A 16,632-nucleotide genomic window follows, 5' to 3' on the forward strand; every position below is an offset into this window, starting at 1 on the left:
CAGAAGGGCCGCAAGATACAACCAATACAAAGAGACAACAGGAGGAAGAAAATCATGGCTTTTTGCGAACAATGTGGAACCCGTCTGCCGGATTATGCCGTTGAGTGCCCGGTCTGCCATACGCCGGTGCCGGCTGAGCCTCAGCCCTTTTTCAAGATGGAACCCGACCGGCCTCAGCCCTCTGCCCCGGTCCAGCCGACCTGGGAGGGGGCGACAGTGACTCAGACCCAGACCAATAAAGCAGAACAGTCTGCTCCGAGGGAAATTCCCAACAGCAATATCAAGCTGTCAGAAAACGAGGAAGTCGTCCGACAGTACCAATGCAGCAACATCAAGCGGCCTGCTTCCTGCATTGGATACCTGACCGTGACCACCAAGCGGATTCTGTTTGAGGGCAGAAGCTCGGGCAGCCGCATCGCTAAGGAAGTGGTGCTGGATTCGGTGTCGGGTCTGGACTGCTCTTATGGCACCAATATTCATCTTCGCCGCCTGATTCTGGGCATCATCATTGTTCTGCTGGGGCTGACAGGAAGATTCAATTCCCTGTTCCAGATAATTGTTATTCTGGTGGGCGTCTATCTGGTCGTTACCAGCTTCCGTAAAACCTTTATGCTGGCTATCTATTCTTCCAAGACCAGCAGCAGTCCCATTTCCATTGGTGAAGGCATTCGCTCTCTTCTGGGGAACGAGGCGGTTTACACGCTGGTGAGCGAACCAACACAGGATACAGACCGGATGCTCAATGAGCTGGGGGCCATGGTGCAGGATCTCCAAACGCTGGGAGACTATGCAGTCACCAAGTGGAAGAAAATCTGAGGAAGGATCGTTGAACCATGAAGTGCCCAAATTGTGGTCAGGAACTATCTGATCAGGCCCGGTTCTGCCGCTTCTGTGGACAGAGACTGGAACAAAAACCCACACCCCAGCCGCCTGAACCGCCAAAACGGTCCGAGCCTGAAATCATTCCACGCTGGCAGCCCCGTGCCGACACCGAAAACAAGACTGGTCTGGGACAGAAGAAAATAGTATGGGTGATTGCCGCTCTGGCACTGCTGCTGGTGGTGATTGTGGGAGCACTGGTTTTTCTGATCGGGAAAAACAAGGTGGAATCCAAACAGTCGAGAGAGGAATCGGCTATATCAATGGAAACTTCCTACGAGGAAGACCAGCTCGACTCCATCCCTGAGAAGTCAGCAGCGTCTGCTGCCTTGGAACCAGAGGCTTCATCGGTGTTTGAGGTGGAGCCGGAGTGGGGTCAGCAGGAAATTCTGGTGACTCCTTCCGGCGGAGGCACAGCAGTGCTGACCTTGCGCCAAAAGTATGGGGATGACTGGGAAACCCTCTACACCTGTACCGCAGCCATCGGCCGCAACGGTACCACTACATCTCCCCAGGAGGGAGACGGCAAGACGCCGGCCGGTACATTCCCGGTGGAGTTCTGCTATGGTCTGGAGCAGCCCGAGACTGGCATTCGCTTCATTCAAGTGGGACCGGACAGCGTTTGGGTGGATGACGGGAATTCCCCTTACTACAACTGTCTGACTACTAAAACCGAGGCTGGGGACGTATCCCATGAGGATACCTACTCCCAGTTCACCCGGGGCTTCTATACCGTCAATATTTTCTTTGCCAACAACGGAGATGGACGTACTCCCGGTTCCGCCACGCCGGGAGCTGGTTCAGTGCGGGTGTTGGAAGGCTATACCAGGACCCTGGAACCCACCAATGGAGACATTAAAATTGCATCGGAGGATATGAATCAGCTGCTGCAGCGGCTGGATGCAAATTATGATCCAGTGGTCACCGTTGTGAGCGGTTCATAAAAGAACAAAAAGATCCCCAGCCTGTATGGGTAGGCTGGGGATCTTTTTGAATGTACAAAATGTTGGCTTGGATGCTGTTTTTGGGGATTTAAGGAAAAGTGCAGGCATGGGGTGCGCAGTAGCTCTCTTTATCTCTGTGAAACACCCCGCTCCCACTTGCTGACGGCCTTGTCGGACACAAAGAGCGTCTCGGCCAGCTGGCGCTGGGTGAGACCCTTTTCCCGGCGGAGGGCGGCGAGAAACCCGCCGAAGGCATCTTTATCCAGTTGGTACATGCAATCCACCTCGTTTTCCGTTGTTTGCTGGCCTCACTCTAGCAGCCGGCGCCGGACTTGTCAATCGACGGACGGCAGAATGGACGGAGATGCGATAAAAAGCGGGCAAAAAGGGCCGCGCACAGGGACGCCGATCCCGGGCGAAAAGCGCGGCGGAAGCCTCTCTGTGGGCGAAACTTTGCGTATGTTTCCGAGGGCCCCTGTCTCCCCGGCAGGATGGCCGCCGGCTATGTCCGGGCATCCAGTCCAGAAGGATGAGCGGCCTGCGCCGAAGCAGCCGCCGGGGCGTATGTGCTGGCATGAAAAAAGACCCGCCGGAGCGGGCCTTTTGAGACGAACGGTTCTTTTCGGGGCCAGGCTGCCGTCACAGCCCTTCCAGGTAGCCCTTCAGCAGGGGGACGATCTGCTTGATGGAGACGTGGGTGGTGTTGATGCACAGGTCGTAGTTTTCCTTCTGGCCCCAGCCGGTCTCGGCGAACAGGCGGTAATAGCTGGCACGGGCCTTGTCGATCCGGCGCATCTGGCGGAGAATGTCTTTCTCGGTGGTGCGGGGGTCGGTCTCCCGCTCCAGGCAGCGCTGCAGCTTGGCCTGTTCCTCGGCGTAGACGAACAGCCGCAGGGGGTGATAGTCCCGCAGGATCACGTCGGCGCAGCGGCCCACGATGATGCAGCTGGAACATTTCCGGGCGATGTCCAGAAGGGTGTTGCGCTGGGCGATGAGCAGGTCGGTGGCGGTCTGGGGGATGGGCTGGACGCAGGAGAAGCTCTTGCCGATGGTCAGGGGATACTGCAAAAGATAGTTTTGCTCCAGGGTTTCCCGGACGTAGTCCTCGTGGAAGCCGCCCTTCTGGGCGATGGCGGTGAGGATTTCCCGGTCGTAGTAGACGATGCCCATGGCGTCGGACAGGCGCTTGGCCAGTTCCCGGCCGCCGCTGCCGAATTCGCGGCTGATGGTAATGATTTTCACTGTGCTTCCTCCTTTGCAGTTTTCCGGGTCAGGAACCGGCCCAGACCTAGGGTGAACAGTTCGGCTGCCGGGAAGGCCAGCCACACGCCGGTGACCCCCAGCATCCAGGACAGCAGACAGGCGAACACCACGATGGCCACCACCCCGCGGGACAGCGAGAGGATGGAGGACTCCCGGCCCCGACCGGTGGCGCTGTAAAAGCCGGTGCGCACAATGTTGACCGCCGCCACCAAAAAGCCCAGGAAGTAAATCCGCAGTCCCGGTTCAGCGTAGGCGGCCAGGGCGGCGGAGCCCTCGCTGTTGAAGACGGCCACGAAATAGGGCGCGAACAGCAGGACGCTCACCACCAGAATCCCCGCGATGACGGCGGCAATCTGGAGGGAATGGCGGTAGATGCGGCCTTCGGCGTCGGCGTCGCCCTGGCCGTGGACCTTGCTGGCCAGGGGCTGCAGGCCCTGGGATACGCCGTTGAACAGGGCGGTGCCCACCAGGGCCATGTTGGCCACGATGGCGTAGGCCGCCACGCCGGTGTTGCCCGCCAGGCCCAGCAGAATGAAGTTGAACACCATGGTGGTGATGCCGCTGGAAATCTCGCCCACAAAGGCCACCACACCCAGATAACAGGCCGAGGCCAGCTTTTTCAGGGAGGGGCGGCGGGGCCGCAGGCGGATGGTGTTTCTGGGGGAGAGGTAGTGGATGGAACACAGGCTCATGCTGACGATGGGGGAGACGGCGGTGGCCAGGGCCGCGCCGGCCATTCCCAGCCGCATGGGGAACATAAAGATATAGTCAAACACAATGTTGAAAATGCCGCTGGTGAGGGTGGCGGCCATGGCGATGTTGGGGGAGCCGTCGTTGCGGACAAAGGCGGTGAAGGTGTAGTTCAGCATGAAGAAGGGGGTGAAGCACAGGACAATCCGGAGGTAATCCGCCCCCAGCTGCACGATGGAGCCGTCCGCACCCAGCAGCCGGAGAATCCCCTCGGGCCACAGCAGACCCCCGGCGATGAACACCAGGCTGATGGACAAAGTGAAAAAGATGGAGTTGAAGAAATAGTCGTCGGCGTCCCGGACCCCCAGGGACTTCTGGAGGGTGTAGCGGGTGGCGGAGCCGATGCCGATCATGGAGCCGATGGCGAAGATCAGCCCGTAGACCGGGAGGATCAGGTTCAGGGCGGTGATGCCGTCGGCGCCCTCGGCACAGGCGATGAAGAAGGTGTCGGCCAGAACATAGCAGGAGGTGCCCACCATGGCCAATACGTTGGGGATGATGTATTTCCTGAGTTGCTTTTCGATCATACGGTCTCCTTTACCAAAAAAGCATCCTCGCTTGCGGCTTCCAAGACCTAACGTCGCAAGCAAGAATGCGCTGTGCATTCTACTACCCGGTGGCAGTGTGGATGTGAACTTTTTGGCCCGGCCCGGGGCCCCGGAGGGGGCGAAAAAGGGGCGTTCGGGCCGAATCGCTGGCTATTATAACACAAGACGCACCAAAGAGCAAGGCGGCCGCCCTGGCGCCAAAAACGCCGGGCCCCTCCGGGTCCGGCGCGGCGGCAAACGGGCGGGACGGTCAGTCCCGGAAATCCTTGTCCGACATCTTGTCGTAGAAACAGCGCTTGTTGTGGTACATCCGGCTGTCGGCCTCCTCCACCTGGGCCCGGACGTTGCAGGGGGCGGCGTGCCAGGAGGTGCCCACCGAACAGCTGATGCCGTTCTGGGCCATGCTCAGCTCCACCGCCAGCACCGACGCCCGGAAGGCGGCGTGGTCCCGCTCGTCGTCGATCACCACAAACTCGTCCCCGCCGATGTGGTAGATCTTGCCGGCGAACTCCAGCCGGATCTGGTCGGCGGTGCGGCAGATCAGTTCGTCCCCCATGCTGTGGCCGAACAGGTCGTTGGCCCGCTTCAGCCCGTTGAGGTCAAAGCAGATGATCCCCAGATGGGGCTTGTCCTTCTCCCAGCCGCTGGTCAGCATCTCGTTGTACTTGTTGCGGTTGTACACCCCCGTCAGGGCGTCCTCATAGCTCAGCCGCTCCAGAAGGGCGGTCTGCTGGGCGATCTTTTTGGTCTGCAGGGCCAGCTGTTCCTGTAAATAGAGGGTGGACTGCTGGCCCATCTTGTGGGGGAAGCCCACCTCCCCCTCCTGCATCTCCTCATAGGGGTTGGAAATATGGATGTGGCAGCACAGCAGCCGGCCTTCCTGCTGCCGGAACAGAAAGCTGAACCGCTGATGCACCCGCAGGGAAATTCCGGTGGAGGCGTCGGTGGAAATCCACACCCGCCCGGCGCACAGGTAGAGGTCCGGGCCCATCTCCAGCACCTGGTATTCCTCCCCGGACAGGTTGCACCGGGGCACCAGCCCCGCAAACTGCCGGAAAATCTCCGCCACCGTCTCCCGCCCGGCGGCGTACTCGCGCTCGGCGGTGCCCAGCCAGACAATCTCCGGGTCCAGCAGCTGGATGATGGCGTCCATATTGTTGTCGCAGTAGTGATATTGAAGCAGGGAACGGGTCAGGTCTATGACCTGACGGGCGGGGTCGGTGTGAGGGTCCATCATCGCAGTCGTCCTTTCCTTCGGCGCGCCGGCGGCCCAAAGACGCCGGGCTGCAGAATGTAATCCCTTAAAATCCCGCGGGGATTGGTGGGTTTTATTATCCATTATTTTACCAGCCCGCCGGCCATCCGTCAATCAAAAAAGAAACCGTTTTTGCTGCCGCAAAAAACTCCGCCCGCCCCTTGCGGACCGGCGCCGTCCGGAGTATATTCAAAGCAGAAAACTGCCGGCCCTCCTCCGGGGCCCGGCGCGGAAAGGAACCAATCATCATGGAACATTTGACAACCCTGCCCCTGTCCGCCCTGCCCCAGGTGCGGGTGCTGGGCCGGCATGCGGACCGGCAGCCCCAGACCCTGTTCTGGACCGGCAGCGGCATCGAGCTGCAGTTCACCGGCAGCGAGCTGTGGGTGGAATGGAACGCCGGCTATGACATCATGGAGCCCTGGGTCAGCGTGGAGCTGGACGGGGCGTGGGTGGCCCGCTTTGCGGTGAACCCCGGCCGCAGCCGCAGCTGTCTCTTCCGGGGGATGGCCCCCGGCCGGCCCAAGCACGTCCGCATCCTCAAGGACGCCCAGGCCATGTACGACGACCCCGCCCACTTCCTGCAGATCGAGGGACTGACCTTTGCGGAGGGGGAATTCCTCCCCCTGGACCCGCCCCGGCACCGCATTGAATTCGTGGGGGACAGCATCACCAGCGGAGAGGGGGCCATCGGCACCCAGGGGGAACAGGACTGGACCGGAGTGCTGTTTTCGGCCCGGAACAACTATGCCCGCCTCACCGCCGACGCCCTGGGGGCGGAATACCGGGTGGTGTCCCAGAGCGGCTGGGGGATTGTGGCCGGCTTTGACAACGACCCCCGCCACGCCCTGCCCGCCTATTATACCCGGGTGTGCGGGGTGGCCCGGGGGGACCAGAACCGGCAGCGGGGCGCCCAGGAGCCCTACGACTTCGCCGCCTGGCAGCCCGACGCGGTGGTGATCCATCTGGGCACCAACGACGACCACGCTTTCGCCAATCCGCCCTGGGTGGACCCGGTCACCGGCCAGGCCAGCCAGCTGCACAGCCTGCCCGACGGCACCTTTGATCCTCAGGACGCCGCCCGGGTGGAGCAGGGGGTGCGGGATTTCCTGGCCCTGGTGCGGCAGCATAACCCCCAGGCCGTCCTGGTGTGGTGCTACGGGATGATGGGCTGCGGCCTGCTGCCGGTGATCCGGGCGGGCCTGGACCGCTACCGGCAGGAAACCGGGGACGGCCGGGTCCAGATGCTGGTTCTGCCCGCCCTCACCCCCGAGACCACCGGCGCGCTGAACCATCCCGGCCTGGCGGCCCATCAGGCCGCCGCCCGGGTCCTCACCGGCTGCCTTAAAACCTGGCTGGAACCGGACAGCCCGGCCTGAGCCTCTATTACAAATAGGAAGGAGCAGGGGCGAACCCGGTCGAAAGGGCGCCCGGCCCGGGCCGCCGGCTGGGGGAAGGCCCGGCATCGCGGCGGGGGACGTGGACCGTCCGTCCCGGGGCCTTGCGGGCTGAAACAGCCCCGCCGGTGTTTTTTGGAAATACCTCAAACTTATAACATAAAGAAGAAAACATAAAATTTTTTAACGAAATAGCCGCGCCGGGTTGGCCTGCGAAATCAAAACGCAGACCCGCCCGGCGCTTTTTCTGTGTGGGGCGGCGGGGGAGATGGGCTTTGGAATCGAAAGCAAAGAAGGGCAGGAAGAGCGGTTTTTTGCTGTATTTTTTACCAAAAACCCCTTGACATTCTCGGTCAATCTGCTAAAATACCTGTAAAATTATTTTTTCTAAATTATTTTAGATAAAATGATTTTTGAAAAAATTTGAATCAAATCCACTTTTGGTAGAAAAAAGGAGAAATCATCATGGACTTCGAGAAGGTTAAGGAAATTATTGTTGAGACCCTGAGCTGCGACGCCGACAAGGTGACCATGGAGGCCACCCTGACCGAGGACCTGGAGGCTGATTCCCTGTCCGCCGTGGAGCTGTCCATGGCTCTGGAGGAGGCTTTCGGCATCGCCATCGCCGACGAGGACCTGCCCAACATGAAGACCGTGGGCGACCTGTACAAGTACCTGCAGGACCACGCCGACGAGGCTGAGAAGGCTGAGTAATTCGCCTTCCTGTCCGCCGACAGATTGTCCTACATTGCGAAAGGAGCCTCTATGACCAATCAGGAAATCCTGGAGCTGATGGCCCGGTTTGACGCCAGCAGCCTCACCGCGTTTAAGCTGCATACCAAAGATACAGAGCTGGAGATGGACAAGGGCGTGGCCGTGATGGCCGCGCCTGCCGCCCCGGCCGCCGCGCCCGCAGTTTTGGCACCTGCCGCACCGGCTCCCGCCCCGGCCGCCGCGCCCGCCGCACCTGCCCCGGAGGGCAAGTGCATCACCGCCCCGGTGGTGGGCACCTTCTATGTGGCCCCCGCACCCGACCAGCCGCCCTTTGTCCAGCCCGGCGACAAGGTGCAGAAGGGGCAGACCGTCTGCCTCATGGAGGCAATGAAAATGATGAGCGAGGTCAAGGCTCCGTGCGACTGCGTCATTGAGGCTGTCCTGCAGGAGGACGGCGCACTGGTGTCCTTCGGCGATGCCCTGATCCGCTACCGGGAAGGGTGAGGAAATGTTCAAGCGCGTTTTGATCGCCAACCGCGGCGAAATTGCCCTGCGGGTGCTGCGTGCCTGCCGTGAGCTGGACATCGAGCCGGTGGTGGTGTATTCCGCCGCCGACGCCGAGGCCCTCCATGTGCAGCTGGCCGAGCAGGCCTACTGCATCGGCCCCGCCCGGGCAGCGGACAGCTACCTGAACATGAACGCCATCCTGACGGTGGCCAAGGCCGCCGGCTGCGACGCCATCCATCCCGGCTACGGCTTCCTCAGCGAGAACGACCAGTTCGCCGACGCCTGCGCCGAGGCGGGCATCGCCTTCATCGGCCCCTCCGGCGACGTGATCCGCGCCATGGGCAACAAGGCCGCCGCCCGCAAGATGATGATGGCCGCCAACGTGCCGGTGGTTCCCGGCTCGGACGGCGCCGTCGAGACCGCCCAGCAGGCCAAGGAGATCGCCGACCGCATCGGCTATCCCGTCCTGATCAAGGCCTCCGCCGGCGGCGGCGGCCGCGGCATGCGCCGGGTCTTTGAGCCCGACCAGCTGATCCCCCTCTTTGAGGAGGCACGCAGCGAGTCGGTGGCCTGCTTCGGCAGCGGCGAGATGTACCTGGAAAAGCTGATCCTCAACCCCAAGCACATTGAGTTCCAGATCCTGGCCGACAAGGCCGGCAACGTGATCCAGCTGGGGGACCGCGACTGTTCCATCCAGCGCCGGAACCAGAAGATGCTGGAGGAGGCCCCCTCCAAGGCCCTGACCCCCGAACTGCGGGAGAAGATGGGCGCCGCCGCCGTGGCGGCCGCCAAAGCCGCCGGCTATGAGAACGCCGGCACCATCGAGTTCGTCCTGGACCAGGAGGGCAACTTCTACTTCATCGAGATGAATACCCGCATCCAGGTGGAGCACCCCATCACCGAATACGTCACCGGCATCGACCTGGTGCGGGAGCAGATCCGCATTGCCGCGGGCCTGCCCCTGTCCCACAAGCAGGAGGACGTGGTGCTGCGGGGCCACGCCATTGAATGCCGCATCAACGCCGAGGACCCGGCCAAGAATTTCCAGCCCTGCCCCGGCAAGATCGACTTCCTGCATCTGCCGGGAGGCTGCGGCGTCCGGGTGGACACCGGCCTGTACACCGGCTGCACCCTGCCGCCCTATTACGACTCCCTGATGGCTAAGCTGATTGTGTGGGCTCCCACCCGTCTGGAGGCCATCCGCCGGATGCGCCGGGTGCTGGAGGAAATGATCATCGACGGCCCGGCCAACAACGCCGACCTGCTGCATCAGATCCTCTATCACCCCGAGTTTGTCCGGGGCAGCTTCACCACCGCCTTCCTGGACGAAAACCTGGACACCCTGCTCCAGTGGAGCCGGGCAGGGGATGAGGAGGGCAAGGCATGAGCACTGTATTTGCCCGCCGCCGGCACAAGCTGCTGAGCCTCAAGGCCCTGCGCGACTCCGGCACCGTGGTCCCCGCCAACACCGAGGAGACCTGCAAATCCTGCGGCCAGCCGGTGCTGCGCCGCGACCTGGTGAAAAACCGTTACGTCTGCCCCCTGTGCGGCTACCACCATCCGGTGGGCGCCTACTACCGTCTGAGCCTGATCCTGGACGAGGGCAGCTTCAAGGAGCTGGACGCCGACCTGGTGTCCAACGACCCTCTGTCCTTCCCCGGCTATGAGGCCAAGCTGGACGGCGCACGCCGCCGCACCGGCCTGGGGGAGGCGGTGGTCACCGCCGTGGGCCGCATCGACGGCATCCGGGTGGCCGCCGGCGTCCTGGACAGCCGGTTCTTTATGGGCAGCATGAGCGCTGCCCTGGGTGAGAAGGTCACCCGCCTGGTGGAGTACGCCGACAAAAACAAGCTGCCCCTGATCCTCTTTTCGGCCAGCGGCGGCGCCCGGATGCAGGAGGGCATCCTCTCCCTGATGCAGATGGCCAAGACCTCCGCCGCCGTTGAGCGGTTCTCGGAGCACGGCGGCCTGTACATCTCGGTGATGACCCATCCCACCACCGGCGGCGTCACCGCCAGCTTTGCCAGCCTGGGCGACATCATGCTGGCCGAGCCGGGGGCCCTCATCGGCTTCGCCGGGCCCCGGGTCATCGAGCAGACCATCGGCGAAAAGCTCCCCGAGGGCTTCCAGACCGCCGAGTATCTGCTGGAGCACGGTTTCCTGGACGCCATCGTCCCCCGTGCCCGTCTGCGCAGCACCCTGATCCGTCTGCTCAAGCTCCATGGAAAAGGAGGCGATTCTCATGGCAAATGATCTGACCCCTGCCCAGCGTGTGGCGCTGGCCCGCCATGCGGACCGCCCCGGCACCCCCGACTTTGTCTCGGCGCTGTTCACCGAGTTCTTTGAGCAGCGGGGCGACCGCACCTGCATGGACGACGGCGCCATCTACGGCGGCGTCGGCCTGTTCCACGGCAAACCGGTGACCGTCATCGGCCACCGCAAGGGCCGCACCCTGGAGGAACACGTGGCCTATCACTTCGGCATGCCCTCCCCCGAGGGCTACCGCAAGGCCCAGCGCCTGATGCTCCAGGCGGAGAAATTCCGCCGGCCCATCATCACCTTCATCGACACCGCCGGGGCTTACCCCGGCCTGGAGGCGGAGGCCCATGGCCAGGGCGAGGCCATCGCCAGCACCCTGGCGCTGTCCAGCCGGCTGACCGTCCCGGTGATCTCGGTGGTCACCGGCGAGGGCGGCAGCGGCGGCGCGCTGGCCCTGGGCGTGGGCAACCGCGTCCTGATGCTGGAGAACGCCGTCTATTCGGTCCTGTCCCCGGAGGGCTTCGCCGCCATCCTGTGGAAGGACGCCTCCCGGTCCAGCGAGGCCTGCGACGTCATGAAACTGACCGCCGCCGACCTGCTGGAGCTGAAGGTCATCGACAGCATCATCCCTGAGCCGGAGGGCGGCGCACACACCGACCCCCAGGCTGTCTACCGCGCCCTGGATGAGGTGCTGGTCAAGGAGCTGGGCATCCTGTCCAAGCTCAGCGGCAGCGCCCTGGCGGCGGCACGGTACAAAAAATTCCGCATGATGGGCGCCAACGCCCTGAGAAAGGAGCGCCTATGAGTGGGATCAAGCTGATGGGCACCGGGTCTGCGCTGCCTGCGCAGGAGGTGACCAACTTCGACCTGGAGAAAAAGGTGGACACCAGCGACGAGTGGATCGTCACCCGCACCGGCATTTCCAGCCGGCACTACTGCACCGGAGAGGAAAATCACCTGGGCCTGTGCACCGCCGCCGCCCGCCGGGCTCTGGAGAGCGCCGGCATCGGCCCCGAACAGATCGGCGTCTGCCTGGTGGCGACCCTGACCCAGGACACCATGACCCCCTCCACCGCCTGCGTGCTGCAGAAGGAGCTGGGGATGCCCGAGGACACCGTCTGCTTTGACCTGAACGCCGCCTGCGCCGGCTTTGTCTACGGCCTGCACACCGCCGAGTGCCTGCTGGCCGCCAGCGCCCACAAGTACGCCCTGGTGATCGGCTGCGAAGTGCTCAGCCGCATCACCGATTTCACCGACCGCAGCACCTGCGTGCTGTTCGGCGACGGCGCCGGCGCCGCCGTGGTGGAGTGGAGAGAGGATTATCCCTCCCTGTGCGCCGTCATGGGCAGCCGCGGCAACCGGGAGGTCCTGATGATCCCCGGCGTCAACACCGGCGCTGCTTCCTACATTCATATGGACGGCAAAGAGGTTTTCCGCTTTGCGGTCGAGGTCCTGCCCCGGTGCGCCAAGGAAGTGGCCGCCAAGGCCGGCATCGGCCTGGACCAGGTGGACCACTTCGTCTTTCACCAGGCCAACCAGCGCATCCTTGATTTCGCCATCAAGAAGCTGCGCCTGGACCCGGAAAAATGCGCCGGCAACATTGCCCACACCGGCAATACCTCCGCTGCCAGCGTCCCCATCCTGCTGGATGAGCTGGTCCGTTCCGGCCAGCTGCACAGCGGCCAGAAGGTCCTGTGCGCGGGCTTCGGCGGCGGTCTGACCTGGGCCGGCGCTCTGCTTCAGCTTGCATAAGCAGCCTGACGCCCAACAAAGAAAAGGAGTTTAGTTAATATGAAGATCAATGAGCTTCTGGGGACTGAGTTCCCGATCATTCAGGGCGGCATGGCCAACATCGCCACCGGCGCTTTCGCCGCAGCCGTCTCCAACGCCGGCGCTCTGGGCCTGATCGGCTCGGGCGGCATGGACGCCGAGACCCTGCGCAAAGAGATCCGCACCGCCCGCGCTGCCACCGACAAGCCCTTCGGCGTCAACCTGATGCTGATGAACCCCCACATTGACGAGCTGGCCAAGGTCGTCGTGGAGGAGGGCGTCCAGGTGGTCACCACCGGCGCCGGCAACCCCGGCAAGTACGTCCCCGCCTGGAAGGAGGCCGGCATCAAGGTCTTCCCCGTGGTGGCCGCTCCCATCCTGGCCAAGCGCCTGGAGCGGTATGAGGTGGACGGCTTCATCGCCGAGGGCACCGAGAGCGGCGGCCATGTGGGCGAGATGACCACCATGGCCCTGGTGCCCCAGGTGGTGGACGCAGTCAGCGCCCCGGTCATCGCAGCCGGCGGCATCGCAGACGGCCGCCAGATGGCTGCCGCCTTCGCCCTGGGCGCCTGCGGCGTCCAGGTGGGTACCTGCCTGCTGGTCAGCCAGGAATGCCCCATCCATGAGAACTACAAGCTGGCCCTCATCAAGGCCGGCGCCAACGATACCGTCGTCACCGGCCGCTCCACCGGCGCACCCGTCCGCGTTCTGAAGAACAAGATGGCCCGCCAGTATCTGGAGATGGAGAAGGAGAACATGCCCCTGGCCGAGCGCGAAAAGCTGACCCTGGGCTCCCTGCGCCGCGCCGTCTTTGACGGCGACCTGGACACCGGCAGCTTTATGTCGGGCCAGGTGGCCGGTATGCTCACCGAGATCAAGCCTCTGCGCCAGATCTTTGAGGAAATGATGGCCGGCTGTGAGGCCACGATGAAAGGACTGCAAGCATGAAACTTGCATTTTTGTACGCAGGCCAGGGCAGCCAGCATCCCGGCATGGGGGCTGACCTGTACGAGGCCTACCCCGAGTTCCGGGCGGTGCTGGACGGCGCCGACGTGGGCTTTGACCTGAAAACCGTCTCCTTTACCGACCCCGACGGGGTTTTGAACCAGACCCAGTACACCCAGCCCTGCATGGTGGCCTTTGCCGCCGGCATGACCGCCATCCTGGCAAACAAGGGGATTCATCCCGACTATGCCGCCGGCCTGAGCCTGGGCGAGTATTCCGCCCTGGAGGCCGCCGGCGTGTTCACCGCCCGCCAGGCGGTGGAGCTGGCCGCATTCCGCGGCAAGGCCATGGCCGAGGCGGCCGCCGGCGTCCCCTGCGGGATGTCTGCCGTCCTGGGCCTGGACCGCGACACCCTGCGCCAGGCCTGTGAGGAGGCCTCGGACGTGGGCGTCGTGGAGATCGCCAACTACAACTGCCCCGGCCAGCTGGTCATCGGCGGCCACAAGGCCGCTGTGGACAAGGCCGCCGCACGGGCCAAGGAGCTGGGCGCCAAGCGCTGCCTGCCCCTGAAGGTCAGCGGCCCCTTCCACACCTCGCTGCTGGCCCCCGCCGGCGACGCCCTGCGGGAGAAGTTCACCCAGATCACCTTTGGTGAGATGAAGTTCCCGGTGCTGTTCAACTGCCTGGGCCATGAGATGGGGGAGGGGGACACCATCCCCGCCCTGCTGGAGCGTCAGGTCCAGTCCTCGGTCTACATGGAGGACACCATCCGCCGTCTGGCCGAGCTGGGTGTGGACATGATCGTGGAGATCGGACCCGGCAAGGTCCTCAGCGGCTTTGTGAAAAAGACCGTTCCGACCATCAAGACCTGCGCAGTGGAGACCTGCGCCGACATCGATGCCCTCTGCGAGGCGCTGAAAGGAGAGTAACATGGGCAGCATGACTGGAAAGACCGCCGTTGTCACCGGCGGCAGCCGCGGCATCGGCCGCGCAATCTGCCTGGAGCTGGCCCGCCGCGGCGCCAACGTGGTATTCTCCTACGCGGGCAACACCGCCGCCGCCGAGAAGACCCTGGCCGAGCTGAAGGAACTGGGCGTTGAGGCCCGGGCCGTCCAGGGCGACGTGGCCGACCCCGCCGCCGCCAAGGCCCTCATCGACACCGCCGTCAAGGAGCTGGGCGGCATCCACATCCTGGTCAACAACGCCGGCATCACCCGGGACAACCTGGCCATGGTGCTGAAGGAAGAGGACTTCGACGCCGTCATCAACACCAACCTCAAGGGCGCGTTCCTGTGCATGAAGGCGGCCATCCGGCCCATGATGAAGGCCCGCTACGGCCGCATCGTCAACATGAGCTCGGTGGTGGCCCTGCGGGGCAACCCCGGCCAGATCAATTACTGCGCCAGCAAGGCCGGCCTCATCGGCATGACCAAGTCTCTGGCCAAGGAGATGGGCGCCCGGGGCATCACCGTCAACGCGGTGGCCCCCGGCTACATCGCCACCGATATGACCGCGGCCCTGCCCGACGCTGCACGGGAGGCCATGCTGTCCACCATTCCCGCAAACCGCCCCGGCACCCCCGAGGACGTGGCGGCGGCTGTGGCGTTCCTGGCCTCGGAGGAGGCCGGCTACATCACCGGCCAGGTGCTGAGCGTGGACGGCGGCATGGGAATGTGAGGAGGAACACAAGATGGAAAAACGCAGAGTTGTAATCACCGGCATGGGCACCGTCAACCCGCTGGGCCACAACACCGCCGACAGCTGGCAGGCCGTCCGTGAGGGTGTGTGCGGCATCGCCCCCATTACCCAGTACGATTCGTCCGCCCAGAAGGTCCATCTGGCCGCCGAGGTCAAGGACTGGGACCCCACCGTCTACATTGACAAGCGGGAAGTCCGCCACATGGCCCGGTACACCCAGTTCGCCATGGCTTCGGCCAAGGAGGCCATGGCCGACAGCGGCCTGGACCTGAGCGCCGAAAACCTGGAGCGCTGCGCCGTCATCGTGTCCAGCGGCATCGGCGGCATCTCCACCACCGAGAGCGAGCAGACCCGCTGCCTGCAGCGCGGCTTTGACAAGGCTTCGCCCTTCTACATCCCCACCAGCATCGCCAACATGGCCGCCGGCCAGATCGCCATTGCCTTTGGCTTCAAGGGGATGTGCACCTGCCCGGTGACCGCCTGCGCCGGCGGTTCCAACGCCGTGGGCGACGCATTCCGCCACATCCGGGACGGCTACGCCGACATGGCCCTGTGCGGCGGCGCCGAGGCTGCGGTGACCCCGCTGTCCATCGGCGGCTTCACCTCCATGCGCGCCCTCCACGTGGGCGACGACCCCAGCCGGGCCTCCATCCCCTTTGACGGGGAGCGGGACGGCTTCGTCATGGGCGAGGGCGCCGGCATCCTGCTGCTGGAGGAGTACGAGCACGCAGTGGCCCGCGGCGCCAAGATTTACGCCGAGGTCGTGGGCTACGGCGCTACCTGCGACGCCTACCACATCACCGCTCCCGCTCCGGGCGGCGAGGGCGGCGCCCGGGCCATGGCCCAGGCCATCCAGGACGCCGGCATCACCGCCGACCAGGTGGACTACGTCAACGCCCACGGCACCTCCACCCCGCTGAACGATTCCGGCGAGACCGCCGCCATCAAGACCGTCTTTGGCGACCACGCCTACAAGATGGCGGTCAGCTCCACCAAGTCCATGACCGGCCATATGCTGGGCGCTGCCGGCGCGGTGGAGGCCATCTTCACCGCCCTGGCCCTGAAGGACGGCTATCTGCCCGCCACCATCAACTACAAGACCCCCGACCCGGCCTGTGACCTGGACTACGTCCCCAACGAGGGCCGCAGCGCAGACATTCACTATGCGCTGTCCAACTCGCTGGGCTTCGGCGGCCACAACGCCTGCGTCCTGTTGAAGAAGTGGGAGGGCTGAGAGATGATGAAGTACAGTTCCGATGAAATCGCACAGATCCTGCCCCATCGCTATCCCTTCGCCCTGGTGGACCGCATCGTGGACGGCGAGGAAGGCAAGTGGGCCAAGGGCATCAAGTGCGTCACCGTCAACGAGCCCTTTTTCCAGGGCCATTTCCCCCAGTATCACGTGATGCCGGGCGTCCTGATTGTGGAAGCCATGGCTCAGGTGGGCGGCGTGGCCCTTCTGTCCATGCCGGAGAACAAGGGCAAGCTGGCCCTGTTCGGCGGCATCAAAAATGCCCGGTTCCGCCGCCAGGTGGTGCCCGGCGATGTGCTGGAGATCGAGTGCACCCTGACCAAGATGAAGGGTCCCGTGGGCATTGGCGAGGCAAAAGCCATGGTGGACGGCCAGGTGGCCGCCACCGCAGAGCTGACCTTTGCCCTGGTGAAAGGACCTGCGTGTACCTGACAGCGGGCGTACCCGCGCG

17 protein-coding genes and 1 pseudogene are annotated in these 16,632 nt (G+C 63.8%); 14 read left to right on the forward strand and 4 right to left on the reverse strand.

Features of this window, described 5'->3' with window-relative positions; all coding sequences use genetic code 11:
- The first annotated feature begins 54 nt into the window (after window positions 1-54).
- Both B5E67_RS11340 and B5E67_RS11345 read left to right on the forward strand, forming a co-directional pair.
- Complete coding sequence (locus B5E67_RS11340) at window positions 55-816, forward strand: zinc ribbon domain-containing protein (protein ID WP_087368590.1); 762 nt, start codon at window positions 55-57, stop codon at window positions 814-816.
- 215 nt (window positions 817-1,031) lie between these two features.
- A complete protein-coding gene (locus B5E67_RS11345; protein ID WP_242956958.1) occupies window positions 1,032-1,823 on the forward strand; it encodes a hypothetical protein in 792 nt (263 codons plus the stop codon).
- A 137-nt stretch (window positions 1,824-1,960) separates the two neighbouring features.
- Here the strand turns inward: B5E67_RS11345 and B5E67_RS11350 are convergent.
- From B5E67_RS11350 to B5E67_RS11365, 4 genes and pseudogenes are all read right to left on the reverse strand, one after another.
- A pseudogene (locus B5E67_RS11350) lies at window positions 1,961-2,098 on the reverse strand (helix-turn-helix transcriptional regulator); the annotation flags it as partial.
- Between the two features lie 364 nt (window positions 2,099-2,462).
- Window positions 2,463-3,065 carry a cytidylate kinase-like family protein gene (locus B5E67_RS11355; protein ID WP_158098887.1) on the reverse strand — a complete coding sequence of 201 codons (603 nt, stop codon included), beginning with the start codon at window positions 3,063-3,065 and terminating at the stop codon, window positions 2,463-2,465.
- Complete coding sequence (locus B5E67_RS11360; protein ID WP_087385393.1) at window positions 3,062-4,363, reverse strand: MATE family efflux transporter; 1,302 nt, start codon at window positions 4,361-4,363, stop codon at window positions 3,062-3,064. The genes B5E67_RS11355 and B5E67_RS11360 overlap by 4 nt, the downstream gene beginning before the upstream one ends.
- A gap of 271 nt (window positions 4,364-4,634) precedes the next feature.
- Window positions 4,635-5,621: a diguanylate cyclase gene (locus tag B5E67_RS11365; RefSeq protein ID WP_158098888.1), complete on the reverse strand. Its 987-nt coding sequence runs from the start codon at window positions 5,619-5,621 to the stop codon at window positions 4,635-4,637.
- 266 nt (window positions 5,622-5,887) lie between these two features.
- Here B5E67_RS11365 and B5E67_RS11370 point away from each other — a divergent pair, with 266 nt between their 5' ends.
- The 12 genes from B5E67_RS11370 (at window position 5,888) to fabZ (ending at window position 16,613) form a co-directional block, all read left to right on the forward strand.
- On the forward strand, window positions 5,888-7,018 hold the full coding sequence (locus B5E67_RS11370) for an SGNH/GDSL hydrolase family protein (RefSeq protein WP_087385395.1): 1,131 nt from the start codon (window positions 5,888-5,890) through the stop codon (window positions 7,016-7,018).
- A gap of 483 nt (window positions 7,019-7,501) precedes the next feature.
- Entirely contained in the window at window positions 7,502-7,750 is a 249-nt protein-coding gene (acpP, locus tag B5E67_RS11375; RefSeq protein WP_087249057.1) for an acyl carrier protein, read from the forward strand.
- Between the two features lie 51 nt (window positions 7,751-7,801).
- On the forward strand, window positions 7,802-8,254 hold the full coding sequence (gene accB, locus B5E67_RS11380) for an acetyl-CoA carboxylase biotin carboxyl carrier protein (protein ID WP_087249058.1): 453 nt from the start codon (window positions 7,802-7,804) through the stop codon (window positions 8,252-8,254).
- Between the two features lie 4 nt (window positions 8,255-8,258).
- Window positions 8,259-9,644, forward strand: a complete 1,386-nt coding sequence (gene accC, locus B5E67_RS11385) for an acetyl-CoA carboxylase biotin carboxylase subunit (protein WP_087368744.1) — start codon at window positions 8,259-8,261, stop codon at window positions 9,642-9,644.
- A complete protein-coding gene (gene accD / locus B5E67_RS11390; protein ID WP_087385396.1) occupies window positions 9,641-10,510 on the forward strand; it encodes an acetyl-CoA carboxylase, carboxyltransferase subunit beta in 870 nt (289 codons plus the stop codon). Before accC ends, accD begins: the two co-directional genes overlap by 4 nt.
- Window positions 10,500-11,321, forward strand: a complete 822-nt coding sequence (locus B5E67_RS11395; protein WP_204246550.1) for an acetyl-CoA carboxylase carboxyltransferase subunit alpha — start codon at window positions 10,500-10,502, stop codon at window positions 11,319-11,321. Before accD ends, B5E67_RS11395 begins: the two co-directional genes overlap by 11 nt.
- Window positions 11,318-12,268: a beta-ketoacyl-ACP synthase III gene (locus B5E67_RS11400; protein ID WP_087385398.1), complete on the forward strand. Its 951-nt coding sequence runs from the start codon at window positions 11,318-11,320 to the stop codon at window positions 12,266-12,268. Before B5E67_RS11395 ends, B5E67_RS11400 begins: the two co-directional genes overlap by 4 nt.
- A 39-nt stretch (window positions 12,269-12,307) precedes the next feature.
- Window positions 12,308-13,234, forward strand: a complete 927-nt coding sequence (locus B5E67_RS11405; RefSeq protein ID WP_087249068.1) for a nitronate monooxygenase — start codon at window positions 12,308-12,310, stop codon at window positions 13,232-13,234.
- Window positions 13,231-14,160 (forward strand): ACP S-malonyltransferase, encoded by a 930-nt coding sequence (gene fabD / locus B5E67_RS11410; protein ID WP_087385399.1) that lies wholly within the window; start codon window positions 13,231-13,233, stop codon window positions 14,158-14,160. The genes B5E67_RS11405 and fabD overlap by 4 nt, the downstream gene beginning before the upstream one ends.
- Before the next feature lies 1 nt (window position 14,161).
- The gene (gene fabG / locus B5E67_RS11415) at window positions 14,162-14,908 is read left to right on the forward strand and encodes a 3-oxoacyl-[acyl-carrier-protein] reductase (protein ID WP_204228855.1); all 747 of its coding nucleotides are present in this window, start codon (window positions 14,162-14,164) and stop codon (window positions 14,906-14,908) included.
- A gap of 13 nt (window positions 14,909-14,921) precedes the next feature.
- On the forward strand, window positions 14,922-16,163 hold the full coding sequence (fabF, locus tag B5E67_RS11420; RefSeq protein ID WP_087385400.1) for a beta-ketoacyl-ACP synthase II: 1,242 nt from the start codon (window positions 14,922-14,924) through the stop codon (window positions 16,161-16,163).
- Window positions 16,164-16,169: 6 nt separating this feature from the next.
- Window positions 16,170-16,613, forward strand: a complete 444-nt coding sequence (gene fabZ, locus B5E67_RS11425; protein WP_204228856.1) for a 3-hydroxyacyl-ACP dehydratase FabZ — start codon at window positions 16,170-16,172, stop codon at window positions 16,611-16,613.
- Window positions 16,614-16,632: the final 19 nt, after the last annotated feature.

The sequence above is a fragment of the Faecalibacterium sp. An122 genome (assembly GCF_002160895.1).
Taxonomy (GTDB): Bacteria; Bacillota; Clostridia; order Oscillospirales; family Ruminococcaceae; genus Faecalibacterium.